This window comes from Isoptericola sp. NPDC056578, assembly GCF_042793275.1.
In the GTDB taxonomy this organism is placed as follows: Bacteria; Actinomycetota; Actinomycetes; order Actinomycetales; family Cellulomonadaceae; genus Isoptericola.
On sequence record NZ_JBHTVC010000004.1, the window covers coordinates 105,252 to 123,099 of the forward strand.

Sequence of the window (17,848 nt, forward strand, 5' to 3'; positions counted from 1 at the left end):
CGCGTCAGGCGCTGCGGCGCAGCTTGCCGGCGCGCAGCAGCTCGAGGCGCTCGTCGAGGAGCTCCTCCAGCTCGGCGACGGTGCGGCGCTCGAGCAGCATGTCCCAGTGGGTGCGCTGCGGCTTGCCGGGCTTCACCTCGGGGCGCTCGGCGTCGCGCAGGAGCGCCTCCTCGCCGCACCGGCACTCCCACACCGGCGGCACCTCGGCCTCGGTGGAGAAGGGGAGGATGATGGTGTGACCGTTGGGGCAGTCGTAGTGGGCCTGGAACCGCGGGGCGAAGTCCACGCCCTCGTCGGACTCCATGCTCTTGCTGCCGATGCTCATGCCGCGCAGGGACCGGTCGGGCATGTCGTCCTCCTGGAGGTCGGTGGGAAGGGGCCTGAGGTTCCAACGCGGCCCTGCCGGGGGATGTTCCGGCGGGCCGTGAAGGTCCCGTGAAGCACGGTCCACACCCGGGTGCCGCGGACCGGGAGAACGGTCGGACAGGATGGCGGTGGACGTGACGGTTGCACCCAGGCTGGCCAGTCGGCGCGCCGTGCGCAACTCGAGACCGCCCTGCGGGCACCCTTTGTGCGCGACGTCACGCGCCCCCCGGGGTCGGGGCCGGGAACAACCGGGCCAGGGCCGCGGTTCACCGGCATGTACATGCAAATGCATGGACCTGGACCTCGGTCCAGGCTCCACCGCAGAGTCCACGAGCAGGGAGCGCAGCCGTGCAGTTCGGAATCTTCTCCGTCAGCGACGTCACCACCGACCCCACGACGGGCCACACCCCGGACGACACCGAGCGGGTGCGCGACATGCTCACCATCGCGCGGCACGCCGACGAGGCGGGCCTGGACGTCTTCGCCACCGGCGAGCACCACAACCCGCCGTTCGTGGCGTCGTCGCCCACGACGATGCTCGGCTACCTGGCCGGCGTCACGAAGCACATCACCCTGTCGACGGCGACCACGCTGATCACGACGAACGACCCGGTGCGTCTCGCCGAGGAGTACGCGATGCTCCAGGTCATCTCCGACGGGCGCATGGACCTCATGATGGGCCGCGGCAACACCGGCCCCGTGTACCCGTGGTTCGGGCAGGACATCCGCCAGGGCATCCCGCTCGCGATCGAGAACTACGCGCTGCTGCGCCGCCTGTGGACCGAGGACGTCGTGGACTGGGAGGGCAAGTTCCGCACCCCGCTGCAGGGCTTCACCTCCACCCCGCGGCCGCTGGACGGCGTGCCGCCGTTCGTGTGGCACGGCTCGATCCGCAGCCCCGAGATCGCCGAGCAGGCCGCGTTCTACGGCGACGGGTTCCTGCACAACAACATCTTCTGGCCGATGCACCACACCCGGCAGATGGTGCGCTTCTACCGGCAGCGGTTCGAGCACTACGGGCACGGGCGCGCCGACCAGGCGATCGTCGGGCTCGGCGGGCAGGTGTTCATGCGCAAGCGGTCGCAGGACGCGTGGAACGAGTTCCGGCCCTACTTCGACGAGGCCCCCGTGTACGGGCACGGCCCGTCGATGGAGGACTTCACTCGCGAGACGCCGCTGACGGTCGGCTCGCCGCAGCAGGTCATCGACCGGTACGCGTCGTTCGTCGACGAGGTGGGCTACTACCAGCGCCAGCTGTTCCTCGTGGACCACGCGGGCCTGCCGCTGAAGACCGTGCTCGAGCAGATCGACCTGCTCGGCGAGGAGGTCGTGCCCGAGCTGCGCAAGATCGTCGAGGCCAAGCGCCCCGCCGACGACGTCCCGCTGAACCCGCCGACGCACGCCGAGCGCGTGGCCGCCGCCCGCGCGGCGGGCGAGGCCGGCGCCACCCACGTCGGCGACACCTCGGACCCGTACACCGGTACCGTTGCCGAGGGCACCCAGCCCGCCGGATCGCAGGAGGCACGCGCATGACCACCCCGTTCACCCCCGCCGGGTCGCTGCCCGGCGCGGCCGGCGAGCGCACGCTCGCCGTCGTCTCGGCGGGCCTGTCCCAGCCGTCGTCGACGCGCCTGCTGGCCGACCGGCTCGCGGACGCCACCGTGCGGGAGCTGGAGGACGCCGGTCACACGGTCCGGGTGGAGACGATCGAGCTGCGCGACCTCGCGCACGCCGTCGTCGACGCGATGCTCACCCGGTTCCCGACCGGCGACCTGGCCCGGGCGCTGGAGACCGTGACCGGCGCGGACGGGCTCATCGCCGTCTCGCCCGTGTTCACCACGAGCTACTCGGGGCTGTTCAAGTCCTTCTGGGACGTCGTCGACCCCGACTCGGTGACCGGCATGCCGGTCCTGCTCGGCGCCACGGGCGGCACCGCCCGCCACTCCCTGGCGCTGGAGTACACGATGCGGCCGCTGTTCACCTACCTGCGCGCGGACGTCGTGCCGACCAGCGTGTTCGCCGCCACCGACGACTGGGCCGCGAGCGCCGACGACCCGGGCGCCGGCCTGCCGAAGCGGATCGCCCGCGCCGGGCGCGACCTGGCGCAGCGGGTGGCGCGCCGCGAGAACGACGGCCCGGTCGACCCGTTCGCCGCGACGCCGAGCTTCACGGAGCTCCTCGGCGGCAGCTGACCCGACCAGGCTGATCGGGAGCGCGCACGGGCCCGGCCCGGGGTGCGGACGCCCGTCCGACGACGGTGCCCGACGCCCTAGGCTGGGCCCATGCGCGTTCTCGTCTCCGGCGGCGCCGGGTACATCGGCTCCCACACCGTCCTGTCCCTCGTGGCCTCCGGGCACGACGTCGTCGTGGTGGACGACTTCTCCAACAGCAAGCCCACGGTGATGGGCCGCCTGGAGTCGCTGTCCGGGGCGCACGTGCCGGTGCACGCGATCGACCTCACGGACGCGGAGAAGACCGAGCGGCTGTTCGCGCACGAGAAGTTCGACGCCGTCGTGCACTTCGCCGGCTTCAAGGCGGTGGGCGAGTCCGTGGCCAAGCCGCTGGAGTACTACCGCAACAACCTCGACTCCACGCTGTCGCTGCTGGAGGCGATGCGCCGCCACGACGTCCCGCGCCTGGTGTTCTCCTCCTCGGCGACCGTGTACGGGGAGAAGGCGCCCGTGCCCTACCGCGAGGACTACGAGTACCTGTCGTCGTCGTCCCCGTACGGGCAGACGAAGGTGATGATCGAGCGCATCATGGCCGACGCCGCGGTCGCCGTCGGCGGGCTCAAGGTCGCGCTGCTGCGGTACTTCAACCCGGTGGGCGCGCACCCGTCGGGGCAGATCGGGGAGGACCCGCAGGGCATCCCGAACAACCTCATGCCGTTCCTCGCGCAGGTCGCCGTCGGCAAGCGCGACAAGCTCGTCGTGTTCGGCGACGACTACCCGACGGCCGACGGCACGTGCGAGCGCGACTACCTGCACGTCGAGGACCTCGCCGCGGGGCACGTGGCCGCGCTGGACCACCTGGACGCGATGGCCGAGCCCGTGCGCGCCTTCAACCTCGGCACCGGGACCGGCACGTCCGTGCTGCAGATGCTGCACGCGTTCGAGCGGGCCGTGGGCCGCGAGCTGCCCTACGAGGTCGGGCCGCGCCGTGCGGGCGACCTCGCCGCCTTCTGGGCCGACCCGACGCGGGCGCAGACCGAGCTCGGGTGGCGCGCGGTCAAGACGATCGATGACATGTGCGCCGACACCTGGCGCTGGCAGTCCGAGAACCCCCGCGGCTTCCCCGACGCCTGACCCGGCCCACCTCCACCTCGCCCGTCGGCACCTCCCCGGCGCACTCTTGCGGGTCCCCCGGGGGCGGGCGAGGATGACCCCATGCCCGACGACGCGAGCGAGCGGACCGACCTGCGGTGGGACCCGGGTGCCCGCTACCGGCCCTCGGTGCTCGCGGGCCTGCCGTCGCTGAAGCCCGCGCCCGCCGCGCCGGCGCCGAGCACCCCGTCGGCGCACCGGCTCGCGGGGCGGCTGCGCCGCGGCCCGGTGACTCGCACGGCGGTGTTCGACCGCGACCTGTGGCGGCCCGTGCAGCACGTGACCACGGGCCTGGTGCGCGTGGTCGGGCGCGCCCTGGGCTGCTGAGCGCCGGCGCGTCCCGACGTGTCACGACGTGAGCTGGTCGTGCTCGGCACGGCGAGCATGGTGCCCACCCGCACGCGCAACCACAACGGGTACGTCCTGTTCTTCGACGAGGCGGCGGTGCTGTTCGACCCGGGCGAGGGCACGCAGCGGCAGATGACGTTCGCGGGCGTGTCCGCCACCGACCTCACCCGCATCGCGATCACCCACCTGCACGGCGACCACTCCCTCGGCCTGGCCGGCGTCACGCAGCGCCTGTCGGGGGACCAGGTGCGCCACACCGTGCCGATCTCGTTCCCCGCCTCCGGCGAGCCGTGGGTGCGCCACCTGCTCGACGCGAGCGCCTACGACCACCACGAACGGGTCGCCCTGCAGCCCGTGGCCTTCCCCGCCACCTCCGGTGCCCGCCGGGGCGACGACCAGGTCGTGACCCTGCCCCGCGTGGACGGCGAACGCGGCGCCGGTCCCGACGCCCCGACGCTCACCGCCCGCCCGCTGGACCACCGCGTCGACACCGTCGGCTACCGCCTGGACGAGCCGGACGGCGTCTCCCTGGACCCGGCGGCGCTCGCGGCCGCGGGCGTCCCGCCGGGCCCGGCGGTGGGGCGGCTGCTGCGCGACGGCGTCCTGGTCCTCGACGACGGCCGCACCGTGCGCTGCCAGGCGGTGTCCGCGCCGCGGCGCGGGCAGTCGGTCGCGTTCGTCATGGACACCCGGCTGTGCGACGCGGTGGGGGAGCTCGCCGACGGCGTGGACCTGCTGGTCGTCGAGTCGACGTTCCTGCATCGCGACGCCGACCTGGCCGCCCGCTGGGCGCACCTCACCTGCCGGCAGGCCGCGATCGTCGCCGCCCGCGCCGGCGTGCGCCACCTCGTGCTCACGCACTTCTCCCAGCGCTACCGGGTGCCCGACGAGCTGCCCGCCGCGTTCGAGCGCGAGGCTCGCGAGGTGTTCGACGGCGGCCTCACCGTCGCGGCCGACCTCGACCGCGTCCCGCTCCCGCCGCGCCACCGCCCCTGACCTCGGCCCCGACGCTGCGCCCACCACGGTCGGACCGGCGCGGGAGGCTCAGAGGACGGCGGCGACGTCCACGTGGTCGAGGGAGTGCGCCTCCGCGACCCCCGCGTTGGTGACGGCGCCGGCGTGCACGTTGAGGCCGTGGGCGAGCACAGGGTCGCGGCGCAGGGCCTCGCGCCAGCCGTGGTCCGCGAGCGCCACGGCGTACGGCAGCGTCACGTTCGTCAGCGCGTACGTGGAGGTGCGCGGCACGGCGCCGGGCATGTTCGCCACGCAGTAGAAGACCGTGTCGTGCACCCGGAAGGTGGGGTCGGCGTGCGTCGTGGGGCGGGAGTCCTCGAAGCAGCCGCCCTGGTCGATCGCGATGTCCACGAGGACGGCGCCCGGCCGCATGCGTGCCACGACGTCGTTCGCCACCAGCACGGGCGCCTTCGCGCCGGGGACCAGGACGGCCCCGACCACCAGGTCCGCCTCGAGCACGGCCTCGGTGAGGGTGAGCTTGTTCGAGGCGAGGGTCTGCACGCGTCCGCCGAGCTCCCGGTCGGCGGCCTTGAGCGCGTCCGCGCTGGTGTCCAGGAGGGTGACGCGCGCGCCGAGCCCGACCGCGATCCGGGCGGCGTTCATGCCCGAGACGCCCGCGCCGATGACCACCACGTGCCCGGCGGGCACGCCGGGCACCCCGCCGAGCAGGACGCCGCGCCCGCCCGCGGCCCGCAGCAGGGTCGCGGCCCCGACCTGCGGGGCGAGCCGCCCCGCGACCTCCGACATGGGGGCCAGCAGCGGCAGCCGCCCGTCGGGGGTCTGCACCGTCTCGTACGCGACGGCCGTCACGTCGCGGGCCAGCAGCTCCTCGGTGAGCGCCTTGTCGGCCGCGAGGTGCAGGTAGGTGAACAGCACCAGCCCCGGCCGCAGCCGGTGGTACTCCTGCGCGACCGGTTCCTTGACCTTGAGCACCGTGTCGGCGCCGGCCCACACCTCGTCGGCGTCCGCGACGACGCCCGCACCGGCGGTGCGGTACTCGTCGTCGGTGATCGCGGACCCCGCCCCGGCGCCCGCCTCCACGACGACGTCGTGCCCGCGGGCGACGAGCTCGTGCACTCCGGCCGGCGTGATGGCCACCCGGTACTCGTGGTTCTTGACTTCCTTCGGGACGCCGATGCGCATGGGTGGGCCCGCCTTCGTGGCTCGGCACCGTTCCCCGGCTCGTGGCCGGGGGAACGGTGGGTGCGTGGCGCGGGACGTGTGACCCCGCTCACGTCCCAGTCTGACGGGACGATTCGGTCCCGCGCCACGAATCCGTACATCCTTCGGTAGATTGCCATGATGTCGACACGACGCCCGGCTCGGCCCGGCGCACAGCAGCCTCGAGCGAAGGATGTTCGATCCACGGACCGGCGCGGCCAGGACGGCCGCACGCAGGAGGTCCGGCCAGACCCGTCGTGGGGCCTGGAGCGGCGTGGCCCCGCGCCCGCGCGGCTGGACGACGTCGACCAGCGGCTCCTCGCGGCGCTCGCGGACGACGCGCGCCTGCCGAACAACGCGCTCGCGGCGCGGGCCGGGATCGCCCCCTCCACCTGCCTGACGCGGGTGCGGCAGCTGCGCGAGCGCGGCGTGATCCGCGGCTTCCACGCGGACGTCGACCCGGCGCGCACCGGGCACCCCCTGCAGGCGATGATCGCGGTGCAGATGCGCGGCGCGGCCCGCACCCGCCTCAGCGGCTACCTGCAGCGCCTCGCCGAGCTGCCCGGCGTGCTGAACGTCTTCCTGCTGGGCGGCGCGCACGACTTCTTCGTGCACGTCGCCGCGGCGGACTCCGACGCCCTGAACGAGTTCGTCATCGAGCACCTGTCCACCGACCCGGACGTCGCGCTCACCGAGACCAACCTCATCTTCCAGCACGCGCGGGCGAGCTGGTACTGACGGTCAGCCTGGTACCGATGGTCAGCGGTTCGCGGACAACCAGCGTTGCAGCTCGACGGCCAGCGCGACGGGAGCGTCGAGCTGCACCAGGTGCCCGGCGCCCGGGAGCAGCCGCGCGTCGGCGCCGGGGATCGCGTCCGCCAGCCGCCGCGCCCGGTCCGGCGGGATCCACGTGTCCTCCTCGCCCCACAGCACGCGCACCGGGACGTCGAGGCCGCTCAGCAGCGGCTCGAGCTCGGCGGTGTACAGCTCGTCGGCCTGGGCGATCTGCCGGTAGAACGCGGCCTGCCCGGCCTGGCCCGTCCACGGGCCGACGAGCGCGGCCAGGTGCTCCTCGCGCAGCGGCCGGTGCGCGGCCGTGCGCACGTACGCCTCCAGCGCGCCGCGGTGCACGGCGGCGGGGGCGGCCGCGAAGACGTCGGCGTGCTCGCGCACCAGGGAGAAGTACGGCGAGCCCCACGGGCGCAGCGCCACCACGTCCACGAGGCACAGCGACGCGTACCGGGCGCCGTGCAGCAGCGCGGCACGCAGGCTCACCGCGCCGCCGTAGTCGTGCGCGACGACGTGCGGCAGCGGCACGCCCCCGCCGGCAGCGCTGGACCCGTCGGCACCGTCGGCACCGTCGGCACCGTCGGACCAGGCGGGCCGCCAGTGCTCCAGCAGGTCGGCGAACAGCTCGCCCTGCGTCCCGAGGTCGACGTCGTGCGCGGGGTCCTTGGACGACGCCCCGTAGCCCGGCATGTCCCACAGGTGCACGGTGAACTCGGCGGCCAGGGCGCGGGCGTACGGCTCCCACAGCCACGACGACCACGGCGTGCCGTGGCAGAGCACCAGCGGCGGGCCGGAGCCGAACGCCGTCCACGCGACCTCACGGCCCCGCCACGCGAACCGCCGGTCCAGCAGGGGTTCCGTGCCCGTCGCGTCGCGGGTCGAGGTGGGGTCGGCCATCCCGCGAGGCTACGCGGCGGGGCCCACCCGCGCGTCCGTGACCTGGTCCGTGACCTGGTCCGTGCGCCCGCCGGTGAGGTCCAGGGTGCGAAACACGCTGCACGGGTCGGGGGAGTAGCCGCCGAACGGCCCGCAGGGCACGAAACCGTGCCGCGCGTACAGGCTCCGGGCGGGCGCGAAGTACGCCTGCGGCCCGGTCTCCAGGCTCACCGCCGCGTACCCGCGCTCGCGGGCGAGGGCCACCAGCCGGTCCAGGACGGCGCCCGCCACGCCGCGCCCCCGCGCGGGACGGGCCGTGCGCATCGACTTCACCTCGCCCCGACCGCCGGACGCCGCGGTGGTCGGCTCGAGCTCGCTCAACGCACCGCACCCCAGCAGCGTCCCGTCGTCCTCGCGCGCCGTCAGGAACGTCACCGACGGGGCGAGCAGCCCGCTCAGGTCGAGCGCGTGCACCGACTCGGCAGGGGAGGTGGCGTACATGTCGGCGAGGTGCTCCTCCAGCAGCGCGCGCACGTCGGCGGCGGCGGGGGACTCCGGGGCGATGATCACCCCCGCATCCTCGCGCCGGCGTGTGACGCGGACGTTTCACACCAGGCCTGGGCGTCAGCCCACGTGGCCGGCCAGCAGCGCGTCCCCCAACCGGGTGCGGGTGTGCAGCACCCGGTTGCCCTGCCGCTCCGAGAACACCAGGCCCGCCTCCCGCAGCACGGTCGCGTGCCGGCTCGCCGTCGCCGGCGTGAGGTCCAGCACCCGCGCCAGCTCCGTCGTCGTGCGGCTCGTGTCCAGCACCTCCAGGACCCGCGCCCGCGTGGGGCCGATGAGGTGCGCGACCTGCACCCCCTCGTCCGCCGCGTCGCCCCCGCGGGCCAGCCACCCCGGCGCCGGGTCCACCGGGTACACCAGCACCGGGTCCAGCGTGTCGTCCTCGAGCACCACCGGCGCCAGCACGCAGAACACCGACGGCACCATCGTGAGCGGACGCCCCCGCAGCGGCAGCGTCCGCGTCACGGGGTACCAGGCGGTCCATCGGCCGCCCTCGCGGCGCAGCAGCGGGTCGAAGCTGCCCATCAGCCCCTGCATCCCGCCCCGCCGCAACGCCGCGTCCCGCGCCTCCTGGTCGGCCGCGAGCGCCGCGCGGGTCACCGGCGCGTACGGGGCGACGGCCAGCGCGTGATAGCGGCACAGCGCGCCCGCGAGCCAGCGCATCGCCTCCGCCTCGCCGGCCGCGATGCGCCGCACCCAGGGCGCCGCCCCCGAGCGGAACGTCATCGCCAGCTCGCGCGCGAGCCGGGGCCGCGGGGTGCTCGCCACCCGGTCCGCGGCCGCCTCGATGCCCGCGTCCCCGCGGCCGCCGTCGGGACGCGGCCCGTCCACCGGGGTCGGGGTGAGGAAGTCCGGGAAGTACGACGCGAACGGCGCCAGGCGCGCGAGCGCCGCGACCGTCGTCGTCAGGCCCGCCTCCACGATCCGGGCGCGCACCTGCCGCCGCCACGGGTCGAACGCCAGCGCCGCCTGCCGGTTCTGCAGCAGGTGCAGGCTCAGCACCGTGTCCCACAGCGGGTCCGGGCGCCCGGGAGCGCGCAGGCGCGTGAGGTCCTCCGCCGACAGGTCGATCGTGAGCACGGGCCACCACCTCGGGGGTCGACTCGGGGTCGTCCACCGCCCACGCTAGTCGCCCCCGGCACCCGCCACCCGGGTTCACCCCCTGTTTGCGTCCAGGCGCAATGTCCGCGCGCGCCGTCTCGCCGCCCCCGTCGCGCCCCTCTGCCTGCCCTGTACGGCGGCGCGACCCCCGGCATCGCCGGGACGCCAAAGCCGCCCCCCACCCGAGGAGCAGCCATGGGCCTGCACGTCGACCCCACCGCCGCCTGCCTGCTGATCGCCGTCGCGTTCGCCGCGGGCTGGCTCGACGCCGTCGTCGGCGGTGGGGGACTGGTGCAGGTGCCCGCCCTCATGCTCGCGCTGCCGTCGCTGCCCGTCGCCACCGTGCTCGGCACGAACAAGCTCGTCGCGATCACCGGCACGTCGGGCGCCGCCGTCACCTACGTCCGCCGTGTCGGCCTCGACCGTCGCCGGGCGCTCGCGGCCGCCGCACTCGGGCTGCCCACCGCGATGGTCGGCGCCGCCACCGCCTCCCACCTGCCGCGCGCGGCCATCACCCTCGTCGTGGCGGCCACCCTCGTCGGCGTGGGCGTGTGGGCCGCCGTCGCGCGCCCCAGCCGTTCCCCCGACGCCCCCGACGCCGCCGCCCCGGCCGGCCGCGGGCCGGTCTCGCGGCCCACGCTCGTGCTCGCCGTGGGGGCGAGCGGCGTCGGGTTCTACAGCGGCGTGGTCGGCTCCGGCACGGGCGTGCTGCTCGTCGCCCTGTGCGTCACCGCGCTCGGCACCGACTTCCTGCGCGGCTCCGCGATGGCCAAGGTGGTCAGCATCGGCAGCGACCTCGGCGCCCTCGCCCTGTTCGGCGCGCTCGGGCACGTGCTGTGGCTGCTCGGCGCCGGCATGGCCGTCGCCAACGTCGCGGGCGGCATCGTCGGGGCACGTACGGCCCTGTCCCGCGGCGCGGGGTTCGTGCGCGCCGTCCTGCTGCTCGTCGTCGTCGCCCTCGTCGCCAAGATCACCCACGACCAGTGGCTCGCCGCCTGACCCGCGGCGCCCGGGCCGTCGACCGCAGGTCAGGGAGCGTGCACCGCGGGGTCGTCGCGCAGCACGTCGAGCAGCAGCGCCAGGATCGCGTCGGGCCGCTCCAGCACCGGCAGGTGCCCCGCCCACTCCAGCAGCGACAGCTCGGCCCCCGGCACCGACGCCGCCACGTGCTGCGCGCACGCCCGCAGCGCGTCCATGTCGTGCGCCCCCTCGACGACGAACGTGGGCACCCGGATCCCCGCGAGGTCCACGTCCACGCCGTCCGGGCCGGGCTCGGGCAGGCCGGCGGCGCTCGCGGCCGCGTCGGCGGCGAGCTGCACCTCGAACGCACGCCGCTGCATGACGGCGAGGGTCTCGGCGGCGGCGTCGTCGGCGTCCGGGCCGAGCCACGTCGTGACGTTCAGCCGCACCGCGCCCTCGACGTCCCCCGCGGTCAGGAGCCTGGCCTCCTCGGCGTCGAACGCGTCGGACGTGTCGGTGTCGGGCACGCCGGGGGCGGCGGGGCACAGCAGCACGAGCTCGCGCACCCGGCCGGGGTGCGCCGTCGTGAGCTCGAGCGCGACCTTCCCGCCGAAGGACGACCCGACGACGGCGGCGTCGGGGACGCCGAGCCGGTCCAGCAGGGCGGCGACGTCGCCCGCGTTCGTGTACGGGGCGCCGCCGGTGGGCAGCGGGGAGTCGCCGAAGCCCCGCAGGTCCGGTCGCACCACGCGGAACGTGTGCGCCAGGGCGGGCACGACGGCGTCCCACATGCGACGGTCGGCCACCCCGGCGTGCAGGAGGACGACGGCGGGAGCTCCGGGGTCGCCGGCGACGTCGTGGGCCAGGGGCGGCAGCGGGCGCGGGGAGTCCCCGGCGGTGGCGTTCACCGGGACATTCTCGCAGGCGGTCGCCCCATGCACCTGCGCGTGGCGACCCGCGCGTCGCTACATTGAGGGGCGGGACGGGGTCGGCCCCGTCGAAGGAGCGGCATGCCGGTCGAGAGCGTCCACCGCGGTTCGGACTCGCGCTACGTCGCGCGCGTCTGGCGCGGCCGCGCGTCGGGCGACGGGACCATGACCTCGGTCGCGACGTCGCACTGGGAGCTGGTGTTCTGGCGCGACGGTCGCCGGACGCATGCCGCGGTCCGCGGCCCCGAGACCGTGGCCACGGCGGCCCGGATCGCGGGCGACTCGGACTCGTTCGGCATCACGTTCGCGCACGGCGCGACGATGCCGCACCTGCCCGCGTCGGCCCTCGTCGACGGCGAGCTGGAGAGCCCGCACGTCACGGCCGACGGCTTCGTCCTGCGCGGCGAGGAGTGGCCGATCCCGCGGCCGGACGACGCCGAGGCGTTCGTCGACCGGCTGGTGCGGGCCGGCGTGCTCGTGCGGGACCCGCTCGTCGACGACGTCGTGCGGGGCGGGGCCGCCCGCGTGGGCACGAGGTCGGTGCAGCGCCGCGTCGCCGCGACCACCGGGCTCACGCAGGGCGCCATCCGGCAGATCGACCGGGCCCGCACGGCCGCCGTGCTGCTCCGGGACGGCGCGGCGCCGCTCGACGTCGTGCACGCGCTCGGCTACTTCGACCAGCCCCACCTCGCCCGGTCGCTGCGGCGATTCATCGGCCGCACCGCGACGCAGCTGCGGGTGGCGCGCGCCGAGTCGCCGGCCGACACCATGTCGCTCCTGTACAAGCCGGAGCAGCCCGCGTCTTCCTAGCGTGGCCGTGTCGCGGATCCCGCCGCGAGCGACCGCCAGGGAGGCACCGCAGTGTCCACCGACAGGACCAGCAGGACGTCCACCAGCACGACCACGACCACCGTCAGGTCCGCCGACGGCACGCCGATCGCCTGCTCGACGTGGGGCTCCGGCGACCCGATCGTCATCATCGACGGCGCGACCGCCCATCGCGCCACCACCCCGGAGAACGCCGCGACGGCCGAGCTGCTGGCCGACGAGTTCCTCGTGGTCAACTACGACCGCCGGGGCCGCGGGCAGAGCGGGGACACCGCTCCCTACGCCCCCGAGCGGGAGCTCGAGGACCTCGCGGCGGTGATCGACCAGGTCGCCGGTGGCAGCCCGGCGACCACCGTCTTCGCGTGGTCCTCCGGCGGCAACCTCGCGCTGAACGCCGCCCAGGCGGGCGTGCGGGTGGCGCGTCTCGCGCTGTTCGAGCCCAACGCGGTGGTCGACGACGACCGGCCGCCGCTGCCCGCGGACTACGTCGCGCGGCTGGACGACGCCGTCGCCGCCGGGCGGCCCGGGGACGCCGTCGCGCTGTTCCTCACCGCCGCCGTGGGCCTGCCGCCGGACATGGTGGCCGAGGTGCGGCAGGACCCGGAGACGTGGTCCGCGCTGGAGGCGGTCGCGCCCACCATCGCCTACGACGGCCGGCAGGTCGGCGACGCGATGTCGGGCCGGCCGCTGCGCCCGGACCTGTGGGACCGGGTCGACGTCCCCGTGCTGGTCATGCACGGCACCGGCACCTGGCCGTTCCTCGCGTCCGCGGCCCGCGCGATCAGCGCGCACCTGCCGACCGCCACCCTGCGGCCCGTGCCGGGGGAGGACCACACGACCACGCCCGAGGTGCTCGCCGCCGAGCTGCGCGCGTTCGCCGGCCAGCCCTCGCACCCGCAGACCCCGCACGAGCAGCCCCGGCACGAGCAGCTCCGGCTCGAGGAGCGCTGACATGGGATCGATCGTGGTCACCGAGTTCATCTCGCTGGACGGCGTCGTCGAGGCGCCCGGCGGCGAGGACTTCCGCTACCCGGACTGGAGCTTCGAGGTCGACCGCGGGCCCGAGGGCGAACGCTTCAAGGAGACCGAGGCGCTGGGGGCGTCCGCCCTCCTGCTGGGGCGCCGCACCTACGAGGGGTTCGCCGACGCGTGGCCGCAGTACGAGGGCGAGCTCGCCGACAAGTACAACGGCATGCCGAAGTACGTCGTCTCGGGCACGCTGACCGACCCTCGGTGGTCCGGGACCACCGTCCTGCCGGGCGACCTGGTCGACTCGGTCGCCCGGCTCCGGCGGGACGTCGACGGCGAGATCTCCGTGCCCGGCAGCATCAGCCTGGTGCAGGGCCTGCTCGCGCACGACCTCGTCGACGAGATCCACCTGATGACGTTCCCCCTCGTCCTCGGGCACGGTCGCACCCTGTGGCCCCCGACCCCGGACAAGTCCGCGTGGCGCCTGGTCGAGGCCACGACCTACGGGGACGGCGTGCTCGTCACGGTCCACCGGCGGGCGCGCTGAGGACCGGACCGTGAGCACCCACGAGGGGACCGTGCCGGCGGTGCGCACGATCGAGCTGAGCACCGCGACGATCGACTACTCGGACACCGGGGGCACCGGACCGGCCCTGCTGCTCCTGCACGGCCCGCTCCTCGACCACGCCGTGTGGGACGCCGTCGTCGCGCGCCTGCCGGGGCTGCGGTGCGTCGCGCCGACGCTGCCGCTGGGCGCCCACCGGCACCCGGCGCCGCGCGACGAGCTTACCAACGCCTCCCTCGCGCGGATGGTCGCCGAGCTGATGGCCGCCCTCGACCTGCGCGACGTCACGCTCGTCCTCAACGACTGGGGCGGCGCGCAGGTGCTCGTCGAGCTGGGGCTCGACTCCCGCGTCGCGCGGCTGGCGCTCGTGGCCTGCGAGGCGTTCGACAACGTCCCCGCCGGGCGGCCCGGACGGCTGCTCGCCCGGGCCGCCCGCGTCCCCGGGGCGCTCGCCCTCCAGGCGCAGCTGACGCGGCTGCCCGCGGTGCGTCGCCGCCTCGCCTCCGCGATGGCCGCCCGCGCCGTGCCCGACGCGCTCCTGCGGCGCTGGTTCGAGCCCTTCCGGGACCCGCTCGTGCGCGCCGACCTGCGCCGGTTCAGCGCCCGCTTCCCCGTCCCGGCCGACCGGGACTGGTCCGCCGGGCTCGGCGCCTTCACCGGGCCCGCGCTCGTCGCCTGGGCGGACGACGACCGGATGATGCCGGCCGAGCACGGCCCCCGCCTCGCCCGCCTGCTGCCCGACGCCGAGCTGGCGCACGTCCCGGAGTCGGCGACCCTCGTGCCCCTCGACCGGCCCGACGTCCTCGCCGGGCACCTGCGCGCCCTCGTGCGGCGCGCGCCGACCGACCGCGGAGGAATGCCATGAACGCCGCCAGCACCGACGACACGACCGCCGTCCGTCCCGGATCCTGGCGGCGGGCCGTCGCCACACTCGTCGCCACACTCGTCGCGGTACTCGCCCTGCTCGCCGCCGCGGCACCCGGGGCCGGTGCCAGGCCCGCGACCGAACCCGCACCCGATCCGGCCGCAGCGGTGGCACGGTCTGACGGCGGCGCCGTCCTGCGCGTCGACTCCGGGTGGCTGCGCGGGCACGCCGACACCGGCCACGTCACCTACTCCGGCGTCCCGTACGCGGCCCCGCCCGTCGGCGAGCGCCGCTGGCGACCACCGGCACCCCCGCGCGACTGGGCCGGCATCCGGGACGCGACCGCCCCGAGCCCGCTGTGCCCGCAGCGCGGTGAGGCCGAGGACGACGTCCTCGGGCAGGAGGACTGCCTGACGCTCGACGTCGTCGCGCCCGCCCACGCCCGCCGCGGCGACCGCCTGCCCGTGCTCGTGTGGCTGCACGGCGGCGGCCTCGACTCCGGCGGTGCGGCCCGCTTCGACGGCGCCCGCCTCGCGACCCGGGGCGGCCTGGTCGTGGTCACCGCGAACTACCGCCTCGGTGCGCTCGGCTTCCTGTCGACGTCGGCGCTCGGCCCCCACCGCGGCAACTACGGGCTCATGGACCAGGCCGCCGCGCTGCGATGGGTGCAGCGCAACGCCGCGAGCTTCGGCGGCGACCCCCGCAACGTCACCCTCGCGGGACAGTCGGGCGGGGCGCGGTCCGTCTGCGCGCAGCTCGCCGCACCCACGTCGAGGATGCTGTTCGACCGGGCGATCGTGCAGAGCGGCGCCTGCGCCAACCCCGTCCCCGACCGCGCCCAGGGGCAGGCGTTCGGCGACCGCGCCGTCGAGCACCTCGGGTGCGCCGGCGAGGGCGGCCCGGCGGGCGTCGCCGCCTGCCTGCGCCGCGCCGGTCTGCCCGACCTCGTCGGCACGCACTCGGGCGTCGGGTTCGGCCTCACGGAGCGCTCCGGCGACCGTCCGTGGAACCCCGTCGCCGGCACGCCGTTCCTCCCGCGACAGCCGATCGACGCCCTGCGCCGGGGCAGCGCCGCACGGGTACCGCTGCTGGTGGGCGGCACGCGCGACGAGATGCGCAGCTTCGTCCGCTGGCAGGCTCCCGGCGTCACCGCCGAGGGCTACCGCACGACGCTGACGGAGGCCTTCGGCTCCGACGCCGGGACCGTCCTGGACGCCTACCCGCTCAGCGACCACGACAGCCCGGCCCTGGCGCTCGCGGCCGTCCTCGGCGACTGGGGCGCCCAGATCGGCGCGTGCCCCGTGCTGCGCACCGCGCAAGCCGCCGCACCGCACCAGCCCGTGCACGTGTACGAGTTCGCCGAGGACGCCGGGCCCGACCCCGACGACGGGTTCCCCCAAGGCGCCTACCACGGCCTCGAGCTCGGATACCTGTGGACCCTCGTCGGGGGCCACCAGCCTCCGCCGCTCGACCCGGCCCAGGAGCGGCTGTCTGCGACGATGATCGACTACTGGGCGGCGTTCGCGCGCACCGGCGACGTCAACGGGCCCGGGCGCCCGCACTGGCCCCGGTTCGGCCCCGGGCAGACGGTCGTCGAGCTCTCCACCCGCGGGATCGGCGCGACGCCCTTCGCGGCCGACCACCGGTGCGACCTGTGGGCCGACGTCGGCGCCGCGACGGGCGGGTCCGCGACCCGTGGGCTTGACTGAGGGCGTGAAGCACCTCGGATTCCTGTCCTTCGGCCACTGGACGCCGCACCCGCAGTCGGCCACCCGCTCGGCCTCCGACGCGCTGCTGCAGTCGATCGACCTCGCCGTCGCGGCGGAGGAGCTCGGCGCCGACGGGGCGTACTTCCGCGTGCACCACTTCGCGCGCCAGCTCGCGTCCCCGTTCCCGCTGCTCGCCGCCGTCGGCGCCCGCACGAGCCGCATCGAGATCGGCACCGCCGTCATCGACATGCGCTACGAGAACCCCCTGTACCTGGCGGAGGACGCCGGCGCGGCCGACCTCATCGCCGGCGGGCGGCTGCAGCTCGGCATCAGCCGCGGATCGCCCGAGCAGGTGATCGACGGGTTCCGCCACTTCGGGCACGAGCCCCGGGCGGGGGAGTCCGACGCCGACATGGCCCGCCGCCACACCGCCCGGTTCCTCGAGGTGCTCGACGGCAAGGGCTTCGCCGAGCCGAACCCGCGCCCCATGTTCCCCAACCCGCCCGGCCTGCTGCGCGTCGAGCCCTACTCCGAGGGCCTGCGCCGGCGGATCTGGTGGGGAGCCGGCACCCGCGCCACCGCCGAGTGGACCGCCGCCCAGGGGATGAACCTCATGAGCTCCACCCTGCTGTCCGAGGACACGGGCGTCCCGTTCCACCGCCTCCAGGCCGAGCAGATCCAACGCTTCCGCGACGCGTGGGCCGCCGCCGGCCACGGGTGGGAGCCCCGCGTGTCCGTGTCGCGCAGCATCTTCCCGATCACCGACGACCGCGACCGCGCCTACTTCGGCCTCGAGACGGCCAGCACCGACCAGGTCGGCGTCCTCGAGGGCGTCCGCGCCCGCTTCGGCAAGACCTACGCCGGAGAGGTCGACGACGTCGTCGCGGACCTCGCCGAGGACGAGGCCGTCGCCGCCGCCGACACCCTCCTGCTCACCGTGCCCAACCAGCTCGGCGTCGAGTACAACGCCCACGTCATCGAGAACGTCGTCCGGCACGTGGCACCCGCCCTCGGCTGGCGGTGAGGCTCAGCCCGCCCCGCCCACCAGGTCCTCCACCACCGGGGGAGAGGAGCGGTAGTCGCCCCAGCGCGCCCACCGCGCCACCACCCGCACCACCACGATCCCCGGGTCGTCCAACGACGCCGCGAACCGCGGGAAAGCCGCCCGGTACGCGTCCGCGCACCGGGCGGCGTCGTCCCCCGACGGGACGTCCGCCACGCCCTGCACCTGTAGCGTCGTCCCGCCAGGGCCGCCCACCACCACCGCCACCCGCGGGTCCCGCCGCAGGTTCGCCACCTTGCGCGAGCCCACCCGCGCGTCGAAGACCAGCTCGCCCGACGCCGTCACCGCCAACGTCAGGTACGCCGCCTGCGGGGCACCGTCCGGGCCCACCGTCGACACCACCCCGTCGCCCACCGCACGCACGTGCCCGACCAGCCGCTCCAGCGCACCACCTGACAGACCCGACGACGTCACGAGC

Annotated in this window: 20 protein-coding genes; 13 read left to right on the top strand and 7 right to left on the bottom strand. The window is 75.6% G+C overall.

Annotation, left to right across the window (positions count from 1 at the left end):
* Positions 1–4 precede the first annotated feature (4 nt).
* On the bottom strand, positions 5–349 hold the full coding sequence (locus tag ACFQ80_RS02995) for an RNA polymerase-binding protein RbpA (protein ID WP_079575180.1): 345 nt from the start codon (positions 347–349) through the stop codon (positions 5–7).
* Positions 350–714: 365 nt separating this feature from the next.
* On the opposite strand from ACFQ80_RS02995, the gene ACFQ80_RS03000 reads away from it, so the two are divergent.
* The 5 genes from ACFQ80_RS03000 to ACFQ80_RS03020 all read left to right on the top strand — a co-directional run bounded on the left by ACFQ80_RS03000 (position 715) and on the right by ACFQ80_RS03020 (position 5,033).
* Positions 715–1,899: an LLM class flavin-dependent oxidoreductase gene (locus tag ACFQ80_RS03000; protein WP_430551917.1), complete on the top strand. Its 1,185-nt coding sequence runs from the start codon at positions 715–717 to the stop codon at positions 1,897–1,899.
* Positions 1,896–2,558: an FMN reductase gene (locus tag ACFQ80_RS03005; protein WP_430562491.1), complete on the top strand. Its 663-nt coding sequence runs from the start codon at positions 1,896–1,898 to the stop codon at positions 2,556–2,558. Before ACFQ80_RS03000 ends, ACFQ80_RS03005 begins: the two co-directional genes overlap by 4 nt.
* 90 nt (positions 2,559–2,648) lie before the next feature.
* Complete coding sequence (gene galE, locus ACFQ80_RS03010) at positions 2,649–3,671, top strand: UDP-glucose 4-epimerase GalE (protein ID WP_430562492.1); 1,023 nt, start codon at positions 2,649–2,651, stop codon at positions 3,669–3,671.
* Positions 3,672–3,752: 81 nt separating this feature from the next.
* Complete coding sequence (locus ACFQ80_RS03015; protein WP_430562493.1) at positions 3,753–4,016, top strand: hypothetical protein; 264 nt, start codon at positions 3,753–3,755, stop codon at positions 4,014–4,016.
* Between the two features lie 18 nt (positions 4,017–4,034).
* On the top strand, positions 4,035–5,033 hold the full coding sequence (locus tag ACFQ80_RS03020; protein ID WP_430562494.1) for a ribonuclease Z: 999 nt from the start codon (positions 4,035–4,037) through the stop codon (positions 5,031–5,033).
* A gap of 48 nt (positions 5,034–5,081) precedes the next feature.
* Here the strand turns inward: ACFQ80_RS03020 and ald are convergent, their stop codons facing one another.
* Positions 5,082–6,194: an alanine dehydrogenase gene (ald, locus tag ACFQ80_RS03025; protein WP_430562495.1), complete on the bottom strand. Its 1,113-nt coding sequence runs from the start codon at positions 6,192–6,194 to the stop codon at positions 5,082–5,084.
* A 159-nt stretch (positions 6,195–6,353) separates the two neighbouring features.
* On the opposite strand from ald, the gene ACFQ80_RS03030 reads away from it, so the two are divergent.
* A complete protein-coding gene (locus ACFQ80_RS03030) occupies positions 6,354–6,950 on the top strand; it encodes an Lrp/AsnC family transcriptional regulator (RefSeq protein ID WP_430562496.1) in 597 nt (198 codons plus the stop codon).
* 21 nt (positions 6,951–6,971) lie between these two features.
* Here the strand turns inward: ACFQ80_RS03030 and ACFQ80_RS03035 are convergent, their stop codons facing one another.
* Genes ACFQ80_RS03035 through ACFQ80_RS03045 form a run of 3 tightly spaced genes read right to left on the bottom strand, consistent with a single transcriptional unit; the run spans position 6,972 to position 9,521 of the window.
* Positions 6,972–7,898, bottom strand: coding sequence for an alpha/beta fold hydrolase (locus ACFQ80_RS03035; protein ID WP_430562497.1), 927 nt, complete (start codon positions 7,896–7,898; stop codon positions 6,972–6,974).
* A gap of 9 nt (positions 7,899–7,907) precedes the next feature.
* The gene (locus tag ACFQ80_RS03040) at positions 7,908–8,447 is read right to left on the bottom strand and encodes a GNAT family N-acetyltransferase (protein WP_430562498.1); all 540 of its coding nucleotides are present in this window, start codon (positions 8,445–8,447) and stop codon (positions 7,908–7,910) included.
* A 54-nt stretch (positions 8,448–8,501) separates the two neighbouring features.
* Positions 8,502–9,521 (bottom strand): ArsR/SmtB family transcription factor, encoded by a 1,020-nt coding sequence (locus tag ACFQ80_RS03045; protein WP_430562499.1) that lies wholly within the window; start codon positions 9,519–9,521, stop codon positions 8,502–8,504.
* 216 nt (positions 9,522–9,737) lie between these two features.
* On the opposite strand from ACFQ80_RS03045, the gene ACFQ80_RS03050 reads away from it, so the two are divergent.
* The gene (locus tag ACFQ80_RS03050) at positions 9,738–10,541 is read left to right on the top strand and encodes a sulfite exporter TauE/SafE family protein (protein ID WP_430562500.1); all 804 of its coding nucleotides are present in this window, start codon (positions 9,738–9,740) and stop codon (positions 10,539–10,541) included.
* Between the two features lie 29 nt (positions 10,542–10,570).
* Here the strand turns inward: ACFQ80_RS03050 and ACFQ80_RS03055 are convergent, their stop codons facing one another.
* Positions 10,571–11,410: an alpha/beta fold hydrolase gene (locus ACFQ80_RS03055; RefSeq protein WP_430562501.1), complete on the bottom strand. Its 840-nt coding sequence runs from the start codon at positions 11,408–11,410 to the stop codon at positions 10,571–10,573.
* Positions 11,411–11,512: 102 nt separating this feature from the next.
* On the opposite strand from ACFQ80_RS03055, the gene ACFQ80_RS03060 reads away from it, so the two are divergent.
* Genes ACFQ80_RS03060 through ACFQ80_RS03085 form a run of 6 tightly spaced genes read left to right on the top strand, consistent with a single transcriptional unit; the run spans position 11,513 to position 17,391 of the window.
* Positions 11,513–12,241, top strand: coding sequence for a helix-turn-helix domain-containing protein (locus ACFQ80_RS03060; RefSeq protein ID WP_430562502.1), 729 nt, complete (start codon positions 11,513–11,515; stop codon positions 12,239–12,241).
* A 51-nt stretch (positions 12,242–12,292) separates the two neighbouring features.
* A complete protein-coding gene (locus tag ACFQ80_RS03065) occupies positions 12,293–13,210 on the top strand; it encodes an alpha/beta fold hydrolase (RefSeq protein ID WP_430562503.1) in 918 nt (305 codons plus the stop codon).
* Between the two features lies 1 nt (position 13,211).
* On the top strand, positions 13,212–13,775 hold the full coding sequence (locus tag ACFQ80_RS03070; protein ID WP_430551903.1) for a dihydrofolate reductase family protein: 564 nt from the start codon (positions 13,212–13,214) through the stop codon (positions 13,773–13,775).
* 10 nt (positions 13,776–13,785) lie between these two features.
* The gene (locus ACFQ80_RS03075; protein ID WP_430562504.1) at positions 13,786–14,658 is read left to right on the top strand and encodes an alpha/beta fold hydrolase; all 873 of its coding nucleotides are present in this window, start codon (positions 13,786–13,788) and stop codon (positions 14,656–14,658) included.
* Complete coding sequence (locus tag ACFQ80_RS03080; protein WP_430562505.1) at positions 14,655–16,367, top strand: carboxylesterase/lipase family protein; 1,713 nt, start codon at positions 14,655–14,657, stop codon at positions 16,365–16,367. Before ACFQ80_RS03075 ends, ACFQ80_RS03080 begins: the two co-directional genes overlap by 4 nt.
* 4 nt (positions 16,368–16,371) lie before the next feature.
* Complete coding sequence (locus ACFQ80_RS03085) at positions 16,372–17,391, top strand: LLM class flavin-dependent oxidoreductase (RefSeq protein ID WP_430562506.1); 1,020 nt, start codon at positions 16,372–16,374, stop codon at positions 17,389–17,391.
* Between the two features lie 3 nt (positions 17,392–17,394).
* On the opposite strand, the gene ACFQ80_RS03090 is transcribed toward ACFQ80_RS03085, so the two are convergent.
* Positions 17,395–17,844 (bottom strand): pyridoxamine 5'-phosphate oxidase family protein, encoded by a 450-nt coding sequence (locus ACFQ80_RS03090; protein ID WP_430562507.1) that lies wholly within the window; start codon positions 17,842–17,844, stop codon positions 17,395–17,397.
* Positions 17,845–17,848 lie beyond the last annotated feature (4 nt).